General features: G+C 65.0%; 12 protein-coding genes. 6 read left to right on the plus strand and 6 right to left on the minus strand.

Annotated elements, in window-relative coordinates:
* Nucleotides 1-158: 158 nt before the first annotated feature.
* From E1809_RS06580 to E1809_RS06595, 4 genes are all read right to left on the minus strand, one after another.
* Complete coding sequence (locus tag E1809_RS06580) at nt 159-2528, minus strand: glycoside hydrolase family 65 protein (protein WP_133203421.1); 2370 nt, start codon at nt 2526-2528, stop codon at nt 159-161.
* A gap of 45 nt (nt 2529-2573) precedes the next feature.
* Nucleotides 2574-3311, minus strand: a complete 738-nt coding sequence (locus E1809_RS06585) for an HAD family hydrolase (protein WP_133203422.1) — start codon at nt 3309-3311, stop codon at nt 2574-2576.
* A 13-nt stretch (nt 3312-3324) separates the two neighbouring features.
* The gene (locus E1809_RS06590) at nt 3325-4353 is read right to left on the minus strand and encodes a LacI family DNA-binding transcriptional regulator (protein WP_133203423.1); all 1029 of its coding nucleotides are present in this window, start codon (nt 4351-4353) and stop codon (nt 3325-3327) included.
* Nucleotides 4354-4489: 136 nt separating this feature from the next.
* Nucleotides 4490-5107 carry an alpha/beta hydrolase gene (locus tag E1809_RS06595; RefSeq protein ID WP_133203424.1) on the minus strand — a complete coding sequence of 206 codons (618 nt, stop codon included), beginning with the start codon at nt 5105-5107 and terminating at the stop codon, nt 4490-4492.
* Here E1809_RS06595 and E1809_RS06600 point away from each other — a divergent pair.
* Nucleotides 5106-5714, plus strand: a complete 609-nt coding sequence (locus E1809_RS06600) for an SRPBCC family protein (RefSeq protein WP_235835483.1) — start codon at nt 5106-5108, stop codon at nt 5712-5714. The genes E1809_RS06595 and E1809_RS06600 overlap by 2 nt on opposite strands.
* 56 nt (nt 5715-5770) lie before the next feature.
* Here E1809_RS06600 and E1809_RS27355 read toward each other — a convergent pair whose 3' ends face one another.
* Together E1809_RS27355 and E1809_RS27360 are read right to left on the minus strand one after the other, a co-directional pair.
* Nucleotides 5771-6067 carry an ANTAR domain-containing protein gene (locus E1809_RS27355; RefSeq protein ID WP_235835484.1) on the minus strand — a complete coding sequence of 99 codons (297 nt, stop codon included), beginning with the start codon at nt 6065-6067 and terminating at the stop codon, nt 5771-5773.
* A gap of 4 nt (nt 6068-6071) precedes the next feature.
* Complete coding sequence (locus E1809_RS27360) at nt 6072-6500, minus strand: GAF domain-containing protein (RefSeq protein ID WP_235835485.1); 429 nt, start codon at nt 6498-6500, stop codon at nt 6072-6074.
* Between the two features lie 733 nt (nt 6501-7233).
* Here E1809_RS27360 and E1809_RS06610 point away from each other — a divergent pair.
* The 5 genes from E1809_RS06610 (at nt 7234) to ptsP (ending at nt 13367) form a co-directional block, all read left to right on the plus strand.
* A complete protein-coding gene (locus tag E1809_RS06610; protein ID WP_133203426.1) occupies nt 7234-7506 on the plus strand; it encodes a hypothetical protein in 273 nt (90 codons plus the stop codon).
* Nucleotides 7507-7758: 252 nt separating this feature from the next.
* Entirely contained in the window at nt 7759-8568 is an 810-nt protein-coding gene (locus E1809_RS06615) for a DeoR/GlpR family DNA-binding transcription regulator (protein ID WP_133203427.1), read from the plus strand.
* A complete protein-coding gene (locus tag E1809_RS06620) occupies nt 8565-9572 on the plus strand; it encodes a 1-phosphofructokinase family hexose kinase (protein ID WP_133203428.1) in 1008 nt (335 codons plus the stop codon). The genes E1809_RS06615 and E1809_RS06620 overlap by 4 nt, the downstream gene beginning before the upstream one ends.
* Before the next feature lie 2 nt (nt 9573-9574).
* Nucleotides 9575-11593: a PTS fructose transporter subunit IIABC gene (locus E1809_RS06625; protein WP_133203429.1), complete on the plus strand. Its 2019-nt coding sequence runs from the start codon at nt 9575-9577 to the stop codon at nt 11591-11593.
* Nucleotides 11594-11627: 34 nt separating this feature from the next.
* Nucleotides 11628-13367, plus strand: a complete 1740-nt coding sequence (gene ptsP / locus E1809_RS06630; RefSeq protein ID WP_133203430.1) for a phosphoenolpyruvate--protein phosphotransferase — start codon at nt 11628-11630, stop codon at nt 13365-13367.
* Nucleotides 13368-13385: the final 18 nt, after the last annotated feature.

Consider the following 13385-nt stretch of genomic DNA (forward strand, 5'->3'; position numbering starts at 1 on the left):
CAGAATGCCTATTTTACTTCCTCCGCCTGCCCCTTCGACCCGCTGTCCCCACCGGCTCCCAGCCTTCGCACGCTCAGGCCGGGGCCCTCGCCGGCGGGGGCCCAGCGTAAGTGCCGTTTCGGAGGCTCATAACGGCACTTACGCAGCAGCGGATGGACTTAGACCCGGGCGTTGCCGATGACGGGGAGGCCCGCCGTCGGGAACATGCTGGGGAATTCCGACGGCGGCGGGACCGGTACCGATTCGAGCTGCACCGTTGTGGTGTCGACGCCGATGACGAGCCTTTGCCCGCGGACGCTGAGCTCCAGCGGGGTGGTGTCCGCTGACGGAGACGGGACCAGCGCGAGGCCTATGGCTCCTTGGCGCAGCTCGACGGACAACACGCGGCCACGGACCTTGAGCCGGAAGGCCAGGCTGTCCCATTCCACCGGAAGCCTGGGATCGAAGTGCAGGACTTCGCCTTGGTCGCGCATGCCCGCGAAACCGCACACCAAGGAGCTCCAGATCCCTCCGGTGGATGCGATGTGCACGCCGTCCACGGTGTTCTGGTGGGTGTTGTCGAGGTCGATGAACAGGGCCTCTGTGAAGTGCTTGAGTGCGACGTCGGAGTACCCCACCTCGGCAGCCATGATCCCCTGCACGCAGGCTGACAACGTTGAGTCGCCGGTAGTGATGGGGTCGTAGAAGTCGAAGGCGCGCTGCTTTTCCACGGCCGTGAAGTCCTGCCACTGCAGGAACATCGCAAGCACGGTGTCAGCTTGCTTGAGGACCTGGTGCCGGTAGATCACGAGCGGGTGGAAGTTCAACAGCAGGGGGTACTTGGATTTCGGCGTGGACCAGTCCCACGGCTCCAAGGTCATGAAGTCGTTGTCCTGGCTGTAGATGTCCATGTCCGGATCGTAAGGAAGGGACATGCGCTCCGCAGCCTGGTGCCACACCAACCGCTCGGTTTCCTGGACACCCGGGTGGTCCAAGGCCGCCGCGGCACGCAGGTTGAACCTGGCCATGACGTTTGTGTAGAGGTTGTCGTTGACCACGGCCGTGTATTCGTCAGGCCCGGTGACTCCGTGGATGTGGAACATCCCGTCCTTGCCGAAGAAACCGAGGGAAGCCCACATGCGGGCCGTCTCAATCAACAGGTCCGCGCCGACCTCCGTGCCGAATCCGGCGTCGCCGCTTGCCCACTGGTAGCGGTTGGCAGCGAACGAGATGGCGGCGGCGATGTGGAACTGGGCCGTGCCGGCGGCGTAGTAGGCGCTGGCCTCAAGCCCGTTGATCGTCCGCCACGGGAACAGCGCCCCGTCAACGCTGAGCTCCTTGGCCCGGATCCGCGCGTCGGGGAGCATGGCGTGGCGTGATTCGAGGACCTGCCGGGCCGCTGCAGGGTTGGTGTAGGTGAGGTATGGCAGCAGGTACACCTCCTGGTCCCAGAAGTAGTGGCCCTCGTAGCCGGAACCGCTCACGCCCTTGGCGGGGATGCCCGCGACGCCGGCGCGCGCCGTCGCCTGGGCGAGCTGGAACAGGCTCCAGCGCACGGCCTGCTGCTGTTCCGGCTGACCGCCGATGGTGATATCCGCCGTCGACCAGTACTCGCTGTAGTGCCTTGCGCTTTCGGCCAGGATTTCGGCGAAGGGCACCAGCCCGAGTTCAGCGTCCGAGGCCAGGATCTCGCCCGGATCCGCGGCGTCGGCGTCGGCAGTGTTAACGACGTAGCTGACGGTCTTCTCGAGCCGGAAAACGTCGCCCTCGTTCACGGCGAGGACGTAGCGGACAGTCGACTCGTCCTCCCCCACCACGGTTTCGAACGGCTGGCCTTCGGCTGAGATCCAGTGGTCCACGGCCATGCCGATTCGTTGCCGGGATTCGGCGGTTTCCCAGGCAAGGCGCAGGGAGCCGTCCGAGCCATGGAGGTGCAAGGGGGCCAGGACACGGCCGGCGTGGCGGCCGGAGCGGCGAGGATCGTGCGCGGAGTGGTCCTCCACAGGCTGGTCCTGACGGTTGACCACCAAGGAGGTGATGTCCGCGGACACGAGGCGGTCCGCGGTGAGGCTCAATTCGATGCCCAAGGAACCCCTGGATTGGATGCCGACAGCGCGGCGCTCCACCGTGGTGACGGTGGCACCGGAGCGGCATTCCCAGGTGATCGCGCACTCGTACACACCGGTGGCGAGGTCGATGCTGCGGCGGTAGTTCAGCACGGCGGATTCAGTCAGGCTCAATTGCTCGCCGTCGATCACCACGTTGAAGTTGTTGGCATCCGGAACGTAAACGATCCGCTGCCCCGTGCGGGCGAAGCCATAGGCGTTCTCTGCGTGCTTGATGTCCCAGGTTTCGTGGAATCCGTTGATGAACGTGCCGGGAAGTTCGGCGTCCGCGCCCGCCCAATGGGCACCGCGGATGCCCAAGTGGCCGTTGCCGAGGCTAAAAAGGGTTTCGAGCGTGCCGGCGTCGCCGGGTACGTGGATGCTCTCCACGAGCTTCCACGGTTCGCAGGGGAAGCGCAGCCGGTCGGAGCTGATGAGTGCCATGGCCTGTTGGGTCCTTCTGTTTCCAGGTGTGAAACGGGTGTGTGTTTAGAGGAGGTCGTCGAGGTCGTCGACCACAAAGGTCGCACCGGCGTCGAGCAGCGTCTGGCGCCCTGCCCCGCGGTTGACGCCGATGACGGCGCGGAAGTTCCCGGCGCTGCCGGCCTGCACACCGGACACCGCGTCTTCGACGACGACGCAGCCTTCAGCGGGAACGTCCAGGAGCTCGGCGGCGTAGCGGAACGTGGCGGGATCGGGCTTCCCGGGGAGCCCGACGGCGGCAGCCACCTGGCCGTCGACGACCACCGGGAAGTAGCCGTCCAGTCCGGCCGCCTTGAGTACCGCGGGAGCGTTACGGGAGGAGGAGACGACGGCGAGCTTGAGTCCCAGCTCCAAGGCCGCGTGGATGAAGCGGACGGACCCGGGATAGGGTTCGACGCCGCGCGAATCCACAATCTCGTTGAAGATCCGGTTCTTGCGGTTCCCCAAGCCCTGCACGCTGGAATTCGCGGGGTCGTCGTCAGTCGGGCCTTCCGGCAACGTGATGCCACGCGAGCCCAGGAAGTCGCGGACGCCGTCGAAACGGGGCTTGCCGTCGATGTGGTCGAAGTAGTCGCTCTCCTGGTAGCGCTCGGGGTGGCCGGCTTCGGCCAGGTACCCGTCGAAGAGTTCCTGCCAAGCTTGTTCATGCACGACGGCGGTGGGCGTCAGCACGCCGTCGAGATCGAAGAGGAGCGCGTCGGCGCCTGTCCAGGCGCCCTTCTGGATAGCTCGGGTATCAGTCATGTTGGGGGTCCGTTCAGCGCTGGCGGCGTGTGGTTTTGCGTTCGATGAGCTTGGTGTCGAGGAAATGGTTGGACGGATCGTTGGGAGCGTCGGCATTCTGGAGCCTTTCCACCAGCAAATTGGCGGCAAAGGCACCTTGGTCCGCAACCGGCTGCGCCACCGTGCTCAGCCCCATGAACCAGCTCATGGGGTGATCGTCGATTCCGATCACGGAGACACTCTTGGGCGCGGACAATCCATGTTCCCGCATGGCCATCAATGCCCCAAATGCGGCCTCATCGCAGTAAGCGAAGACGGCCGTGGGGAGGCTGCGGTGGGCAATGAGTTCGTTCATGGCTTTGCGGCCCCCGTCGATGGTGGAGCCGGAGTTGATGATCAGGTCTGGATGAACGGTGAGGTCGTGGTCCTTCAATGCCCGGCTGAAGCCTTTGAGCCGTTCGCTCGAGCTCATGACGGAGTTTTCGTGGCTCTCGGCACCTGAAAGTACTGCCAAATCCCAGTGTCCCAGGCCGAGAAGGTGTGACGTGGCCTCCCAGGCCGCGTTTTCGTCGTCGATTCCTACGTTGTCCCACGGTACGGACGTCATCCCCACGCTGGCGACTGCCAGGCCGGAAGCGGCCAGAAGGGCGATCTCGGAATCGCTCAAATCAACGTTGAGGAGCAATACGCCGTCCACGCGCTGCGAGAGGCCAAGCAAGTCACCGAAGAACTTTTGCTTGACGCTTGCTTTGCCGCGAAGGCTGATGAGAACTGTATCCAATCCGCTGTCTCCGAAGACTTCCTCGGCCGCTTCAACGGCCTGGGCAAAGTACCAGGCTGTTGCGGTCGGGGTGATGATGGCGATGGATCCGGTGCTTCCGCCGGCCAAACGGGCTGCCGCGGATGATGCTTTATAGCCGAGCTTCGCTGCGGCGTCCATTACCTTCGATTGTGCCTTTTCGGACACATTCGGCAGGTTCCGCAGGGCACGGGAAACCGTGCAGATAGACAAGCCCGAGAGGACTGCGACGTCCTGGATTGTCGCTCGATGAGACTTAACCATTCAACACGGCCTCAACCCTTTCATTCCTTGGATTTGACGGCATTTCCGTGCACCGCCGAAGAAGAGTGTAAGCGCTTACAATTTTGGCAATCAAGAGTTGTATTCAGGCACCCGCGATTGTGACAGGAACAGCGCATTAGCGCAGGACGTAGTACCTCAGGAATGCGCTGACATCCACCATTTCCGGGGCTTCGATCCGGTGGCCCATGCCCGGGTAGCTTCGCGAGGTGAGGGCCGTGTTCGTGTTGAGCCACTCCTCAGTGTGCTGGACCGCGTCGCGGAAGATCACGGGATCGCCTTTGTCCCTCCCCCAAAAGAAGGGCGGCGGAGAATCGAAGGATTCACTGAGGGAAAGGAGATCGTTCTCCAACACGAACCCGGAGAGGCCCACGGTCGCCCTGAACCCCTCGGGCCGAAGCCGCAGCAAGGTGCTCGCCATCGCCATCCCTTGCGAATAGCCAAGCAGGCTCACGCTGCTGTGGTTGTGCTTGACGGAGTCGATCCACGCGAACACCTTGCTGGTTGTGCTGATGACGTCCGCAAAGTCGTTGGCAAGGAAGTAGTCCAGCAGGAACCAGCCGTAGTGGTCGCCTATGGGCATGGGGCCACGGACCGCGGCGCACGTGAATTCCTTGGGGATCTGAGGAAACAGGTTGACCATGCGGAGCTCGTCGGTGCCATACCCGTGCAACATGACCAGCAGGGGCGTCCCCGCGCGCTCATGCTCCGGCTTGGACCAGACGACTGTTTCCATGGGCCAAAGCATAGTAGGCGGCGTCGCCGTCGAAATCGCCGGAACGCGCCCGGATCGTCGGAAGACTCCGGCGACTCCGCAACGTTCCGGCGAACTCGCGCTCAACAGCCCCGCCCGCGGGCGTAGACTCGGTTGCTCGAGCCCCACAACGCCGAACGCATGCAGGAGAGCACCAATGACGGGCAACTTCATCGCAAGTTCAAGCATTGACATCGACGCGGACGCAGAACGGGTGTGGACCGTGCTCACGGATCCATCCGCGATCAAGGATTTCATGTTCGGAACCGAGGCTTCCACAGACTGGACGATTGGCGGACCGATCACCTGGCGTGGCACTTGGGAAGGCAAGGACTACGAAGACAAGGGCGTCATCCTCGAATTCGAACCGGGCAAGCGGCTGGTGAACACCCATTTCAGCCCGCTCTCCGGCCAGGACGACATCCCCGAGAACTACCACACGCTCACGTGGACACTCGAGCCCCAAGACGGCAAAACCAGGCTGACGCTCACCCAGGACAAGAACGGCAGCCCCGAGGAAGCGAAGCACGCAGAAGGCATGTGGGACTCCTTGGTAAAGAGCGTCAAGCAAATCGCCGAACGCGGCTAGGCCACAATCACACACCGCGTCACCAAGCAAAACCCGCGTCGCGCAATAGGGACCAGCTACCGCTCGAAGTGCGAGACCGGTGCTTCGGAGTTCAGGGACGATAGGAGCTCTTCGGCGACCTCCCGCAGCTTCCGGTTCCGGCCGTTTGAAACCCTCGTCAGGATGTTGAACGCTTCCTCCTGGCTGCACCGGTTCTGGCCCATGATGACTCCTGTGGCGAGGTCGATCGCAGTGCGGGAACGCATGGCGCGCTCAAGGTCGTCGACCAACTGCTGCCTGGCGCCGATCCGGACAGCCAGCCGCAGGGCTTTTTCCGCCTGGCTGGCGAATTGTTCGCAGTTCCGGACAGCCACCTCGTCAAAGGCTTCCCTCTGCGGCGCGAAAAGGTTGATGGCCGCCGTCTTCCAGCGCCAACGGGACACATAAGACAGCGAGATGGCCGCGCTCCGCAATGGTGGTGCAGTACTCGGCCCAACGCGAATCCGCCGAGGTGTCCTGGACCAGGATCGTCTTCTCGGTTCGCATCGCTTGCAGGCAGGGCCCGTCGCCGTACGCCTGCTGCACCTCGTCGACTAGCCGGGCCTCCCGGCTGCTCCCGGCTATCGTCATGGAGCGCCTGCGCCGGCTCAGCGTGATGCCGCAAAGGATTTCCTGACTCCGGGCCTGGGACACTGACGCGGCGGTAAAGACGGCCAGGTCCTCGAGGAATCCGCTGACGTCGTCGCTATCGATGACCAAGTCCTGGAGCTGCTCCGCCACGGAGGCGTCGGCACCCATTTCATCCATGCCTCAGTTTAGGGGTGTAAAAGTGCCGACGGCGGAAACAATCCGTAAGGAGTGACCGCTGAATGCCCACTCCGTGGACACAGTGTGGACCACTCTTGCGCACCACCGTGGAGCGGTGCAGAATTCTTCTACAGTCCGTACAGATACCGGACTCAGGCCCGATCACCGGCCTGATCGCTCAAGCAGCCGGGCGCCATTCACTTTGAGTGAAAGTGCTGCCCCCATGAGCAACCATCCCAGTCCGGCACGGAAGTAGCCGATGTCGGCTACTTCCCAATCATCGGGATCCCGGGAACCACGGCTCCCCGGTGCATCCCCGCTATGGTGTGGCGCCTGCGGCACGGACGAACACCTCGTCGTTGAATCAATCCAATCCCAGATCCCTGGCCAGGCATCAACGCCTGGCCAGTTGCTGGCGGTGTTCTACAGGTGCGCCTCATGCGGGTTCTCCTACAGCCACGCTGCCACCGTCCAGCAAGCGGGGGCCATCCTGAATCGTCGGGGGATACAGGATGGCCTCCTCCAGTTCGGCAACCACTACTTCCACTGCAGCGAACCCCTCAGGGAAGTAGGGCGGTCCCGCCAACGAATCGAAATGCCGAAGGGTGACCACCCATCAGCAGACGGCTCACCCCAGGGAGCAATTCTTGTGGTGAAGACCTTGAGGTGCCGTTGCAGCTTCGAACTGAAAATACCTGCGTAGCCGGGCCTGAAACCACGGGAAGAAAGAAGCATGATGAAACACGGAAGTGCAGGGTCCGGCAGAAACAGCCAGGAGAACGATAACCGCGAGGACTCGCAGGGCGTCGATACCGACCCCGAGCAACGCCCCGAGCCGGGCGTCGGCGAAATCGACGAAGTCGACGAGCGAAGGAAGAAGCACCAGAGGGAAAACTCCCCGGCGAGGAAGCTGGATTTGCCCGACCCGCCGGACCCGGACAACCTCCCGATCAACTATCCGGTGGCTCGAAAGCTTCCCCGGCCACACGGCATCGAGTGGCCGTAGCACGGCAGGCGGCAGCGCGGGCGCACCGGCCCCGCTGACACACGAGCACCTCTAGCGCTCCTCCGAAAACCTAGCCAAAACCACCTAAAACCACATGCACCCGCCCATCAACCCCAAAACCACCCCCTTCAATCTTTGTTTATGTTGTTTTCTATTGACAGAGCAACATGAACAAAGATAGAGTCAAGCAATTCCACATCATGTGATGACTGTCACGGATGTACCAGATCGCTTGTACGCAATGGAGGGTATGTGTTTGCCGAGGAGCGCCAACAGCTGATCGCCGAGCTCGTTGCCGAGCGCGGACGCGTCAGCGTTACGGACCTCGCGGACCGGTTCAGCATCACCACGGAAACCGTCCGCCGCGACCTCGCCGTCCTTGAATCCGCGGGGAACATCCGTCGGGTCCACGGCGGAGCCGTTCCGTCGGACCGACTCAGCACCCGCGAGGAAAGCGTCGTCGAACGTGCCGTGCAGCGCCAGCCGGAAAAGCTCCGCATTGCCGAGGCCGCCCTTGCCCTCATCCCGGAAAACCGCGCCGGCAGCATCCTGATCGACGCCGGTTCCACCACCGAGGCACTGGCCCGCCTCCTCGGCCAGCGCACCCAAAGCAACGTGTCCGCCAACGGAAAGCCTGCCCATGAGGAATTGGTGGTCATCACGCACGCCATTCCCATTGCCGGCCAGCTGACGGGCCATCCGCACATCGCCCTGCATATCCTCGGCGGCCGTGTCCGCGGACTCACGCAGGCCGCCGTTGGACAGTCCACCGTCGACGCCGCGTCCCGGCTCCGGCCGGACATCGCGTTCGTCGGCGCCAACGGAATCCATGCCACGTTCGGTCTCAGCACCCCTGATCCCGAAGAAGCCGCCGTCAAGGCCGCCTTCGTCACGTCCGCACGGCGCGTCGTCGTCCTCGCGGACTCCTCCAAGCTGGACGCCGAAACCCTCGTCCAGTTCGCCGCCCTGAAAGATGTGGACACCGTGATTACTGACCACGAACCATCCGAAGAGCTCTCGGCCGCCCTGGCCGAGGCTGGCGTCGACGTGGTGGTCGCATGATCGTCACCCTGACTGCCAACCCCAGCCTTGACCGGACTGTGGAGCTCCCTGGCGCCTTGGCCCGCGGCGAGGTGCAGCGCGCCGTCGCCGTCCACCAGCACTCAGGTGGCAAAGGCGTCAATGTCTCCCGCGCGCTTGTCGCGTCGGGCCTGGACACCGTCGCGGTCCTGCCGGGCGGGGATTCCGATCCCGTCCTCGCCGGACTGCTCGCCGACGGCGTCCCCTACGCCGCTTTGCCGATCAGTGAGCCGCTGCGCAGCAACGTCACGCTCACCGAGCCGGACGGCGTCACCACAAAGATCAACGAACCCGGTCCGGAGCTGAGCCCGGACGAGCAGGAAGCCCTGATCGGGCTCCTGCTGGAACGCTCCCGTGGTGCGAGCTGGGTGGTACTCGCCGGTTCGCTCCCGCCCGGGGTGCCCGCGGACTTTTACGCCACCGTGGCCCGGCGCCTCCGTTCTGTGGACAACCCAGCGAACGACGGCGGAGCTCCCCTGATCGCGATCGATTCCTCGGGTGCCCCGCTGGCAGCCTCCATCGGCGGTAACGCCGACGGAGAGACCAGCGGGAAGCCCGATCTCCTGAAGCCCAACGCTGAGGAACTGGCCGAACTGGCCGCCGCAGCGGGCTTCGCAAACGTCCACACGGCTGACGAACTGGAAGCAGACCCGGGCCTGGCCGCCAAGGCCGCTGCCGCCGTCGTCGAAAGCGGTGTGGGAGCAGTACTCGCAACACTCGGTTCCAAAGGCGCAGTCCTGGTAACCGCCGACGGTGCGTGGCTCGCCACCCATCCGCCGATCCAAGCCGTCAGCACCGTTGGTGCGGGCGACTCGTCCCTTGCCGGCTATCTGCTGGCCGCCACCCGTGGCGGATCCGCGCAGGACTGCCTTCGTCAGGCTGTGGCACATGGTGCCGCTGCTGCCTCGCTGCCGGGCTCCACTGTCCCGGCAGTCCACCAAACAACTCCCGACGCCGTAACCATCACGGCCCTTCAGAAGGACTAACAGTGACCCAGCTCATCACCCCCCAACTGGTCACCCTCGACCAGAACCTCGGCGATGCTCCTGCCGATGTCATCCGCTTCCTGGCGGGCAAAGTTGCCGCCGAGGGACGCGCCACCGAGGTTGAAGGGCTCTTCGCCGACGCCTTCGCCCGCGAGCAGAAGACCGCAACGGGCGTCCCCGGCGGAATCGCGATTCCGCACTGCCGCTCCGAAGCCGTGACCGAAGCAACCCTCGCGATGGCCCGTCTTTCGCACAAGGTGGACTTCGGCGCGAAGGATGGTCCCGCGGACATCATCTTCTTCATCGCCGCCCCGGCGGGCGCTGACCAGGAGCACCTGAAGCTGCTCGCCAAGCTGGCCCGTTCCCTCATCAAGAAGGACTTCACCGCTGGACTCCGTGCGGCCGCGACGCCTCAAGACATCGTGGAATTGGTCGAAGGCGCCCTTGCCGACAAGCCTGCCGCAGCTGCTTCCGAGGCCGCTGTTCCCACGCCGGCCGCCGCCGCATCAGCCTCCGCCCCCAAGCGGATCGTCGCCGTCACGGCCTGCCCCACCGGCATCGCCCACACCTACATGGCAGCCGACTCCCTCGTGGCAGCCGGCAAGGAAGCCGGCGTCGACCTACAGGTGGAAACCCAGGGCTCGGGCGGATTCACTGCCCTTGACCCGGCCGTCATTGCCGCCGCCGACGCCGTGATCTTCGCAGTGGACGTGGATGTGCGCGGCAAGGAGCGTTTCGCCGGCAAGCCCGTCATCAATGCACCCGTCAAGCGCGGCATCGACGAACCGGCCAAGATGGTCCAGGAGGCCATCGCTGCCTCCACCGACCCGCACGCCCACCGCGTGCCGCACTTCGGCGCCGAAGAGCGCGCCGAGCAAGCGTCCGAGGCCGCGAGCGAGCACCTCGGCACCAAGGTCAAGAAGGTCCTGCTAACGGGCGTCAGCTACATGATCCCGTTCGTCGCCGGTGGCGGCCTGCTCATTGCTTTGGGCTTCCTGCTCGCCGGGTACGACATTGCCCTCGGAACCAAGGCCAACGACATCCTGGCCCACAACACCCTGCTCAACCTTCCCGACGGTAACCTCGCCCTGTACTTGGGCACGGTTGCCTTCAAGATCGGCGGGCTTTCCCTCGGCTTCCTCGTCCCGGCGCTGGCTGGCTATATCGCCTACGGCATCGCGGACCGTCCCGGCATTGCCCCCGGCTTCGTTGCCGGTGCGGTGTCCGGCTTCATGGGCGCAGGCTTCCTCGGTGGCCTCGTAGGTGGCCTGCTCGCCGGCCTGACGGCCCACTGGATCGGCACCTTCAACGTCCCGCGGTGGCTCCGTGGCCTCATGCCGGTCGTGATCATCCCGCTCCTGGCTTCGATTGTCGCCTCCGGCCTCATGTTCCTGGTCCTCGGCGGTCCCATTGCCTGGGTGACCACCCAGCTCAACACCTGGCTGACCGGCATGACCGGCGCATCTGCGATTGTCCTCGGCATCATCCTTGGCCTCATGATGTGCTTCGACCTCGGTGGTCCCGTCAACAAGGTTGCCTACTCCTTCGCCGTCGCCGGCCTCGGCGCGGGCAGCCTCGCCAACCCGGCTCCGTTGCAGATCATGGCCGCGGTCATGGCCGCCGGCATGGTTCCCCCGCTCGCCATGGCTCTGGCTACCACCATCAACAAGAAGGGCTTCAGCCTGGCTGAGCGCGAAAACGGCAAGGCCGCCTGGCTGCTCGGTGCTTCCTTCATCTCCGAAGGCGCCATCCCGTTCGCTGCCGCAGACCCGTTCCGCGTCATCCCCTCCAGCATGCTGGGCGGCGCGATCACCGGCGCACTCTGCATGGCCAGCGGCGTGACTTCCCAGGCACCGCACGGCGGCATCTTCGTCTTCTTCGCGATTGGAAACATCACGATGTTCATCGTTTCGATCGTGATCGGTTCCGCGGTTACCGCCCTGGTGCTGCTCGCGCTCAAGCGCTGGGCCGTCCGGAAGCCCGTAGAGGCCGAGCAGGTCCGCGTTCCCGTCGCGGCCTGACCACTGCCAACCAGCTAGTTAGAGGACCACATCCATGCAGACCTTTTCAGGTGTAGGCGTAGCCCCCGGGCGCGTCCTGGGTCCGGTACGGCAAATGCCCAAGCCGGTCCAGGAGCCCGCCCCGCACGCGCCCGGGGCAGCCGATATTCCTGCGGACGTCACCGTCGAATCGCAAGGCCGGCGCATCAAGGATGCCGCCAAGGCCGTGCAGGCGGAACTCCGTGCCCGAGCCATCGGAGCGTCCGGCGAAGGCAAAGAGGTCTTGGAAGCAACAGCCCTGATGGCCGCCGATCCCATGTTGGTGAAGTCGGCCATCAGGCTCCTCTCCCCCGAAGCCCCGGGCGGCGCACGTACCGCCGAACGGGCCGTCTGGGAAGCAGCAGCCACGGTTGCCGAATCCTTGAAAGCCCTCGGCGGCTATATGGCCGAACGGGTCGCGGATGTCCTGGACGTCCGCGCCCGGATCGTCTCGGAACTGCGCGGACTGCCCGCGCCGGGCATCCCGGCGTCGGACGTTCCGTTCATCCTGGCCGCCGAGGACCTCGCCCCCGCTGACACCGCCACCCTGGACCCCACCAAGGTCATCGCCCTGATCACCTCCAGCGGCGGCCCGCAATCCCACACGGCGATCCTGGCCAGGGCCCTGGGCCTGCCCGCGATCGTCGCGGCTCCCGGCGTTGACGGGCTCGACGACGGCACAGAGATCTACCTCGACGGCGCCGCCGGGACCATCACCACCGAGCCGGGCGAGGACCTTCGCCTCGCCGCCAAAGCCTGGGCCACCCAGGCGTCCACACTCGCCGCGTTCAGCGGAAACAACGCTTTGGCCGACGGCTTCCGCGTGCCCCTGCTCGCCAACGTCGGCACGGGCGCGGATGCGGTCAAAGCCGCCGACGCCGGCGCTGAAGGCGTCGGCCTGTTGCGCACGGAATTCTGCTTCCTGGATCGCGACGACGAACCCTCCGTTGAGGAACAGATCGCCGCCTATGGCGCGGTGTTCGCGGCGTTCCCGGGCAAGAAGGTTGTGGTCCGGACCCTCGACGCTGGCGCGGACAAGCCCCTTCCGTTCCTCACAAACGCGGACGAACCCAACCCCGCACTCGGTGTCCGCGGCTATCGCACCGACCTCACGTCGCCCGGAGTCCTCGAACGCCAACTCGAAGCGATCGCGGCGGCAGAAGCCGCCCACCAGGCCGAGGTCTGGGTCATGGCTCCCATGATTTCCACCGCCGATGAGGCCGCACGCTTCGCATCCCTTTGCTCGGCAGCCGGCTTGCGGACCCCGGGCGTCATGGTGGAGGTCCCTTCTGCAGCGCTGACGGCGTCCACGGTGCTGCGCGAAGTCAGCTTCGCATCGCTTGGAACCAACGACCTCACCCAATACGCCATGGCGGCCGACCGCCAGCTCGGCCCGCTCGCGAGCCTCAACGACCCCTGGCAACCGGCCGTGCTGCAACTCGTGAAGTTGACCGTCGACGGCGCTGCTGCCGCCAGCACAGTGCTCGCGGGCACGGCCGCTGCCGCCACCAAGCCCGTGGGCGTCTGCGGTGAGGCAGCCGCGGACCCGGCTCTCGCCGTCGTACTCGTTGGACTCGGCGTCGCGACGCTCTCGATGAGCGCCCGCGCGCTGGCTGCCGTTTCAACGGTGCTGGCCACCGTAACCGTTGAACAAGCGCGGAACCTCGCAGTGGCCGCGCTGGCCGCGCCAAGTGCTTCAGCGGCACGCCAGACAGTCCGCGCCCAACTCCCTATTCTGGTTGAGTTGGGTCTTTAGACTTTCCTCAAGTCCACA

Origin of the sequence: Arthrobacter terricola (assembly GCF_004354015.1) — a bacterium.
In the GTDB taxonomy this organism is placed as follows: Bacteria; Actinomycetota; Actinomycetes; order Actinomycetales; family Micrococcaceae; genus Arthrobacter; species Arthrobacter terricola.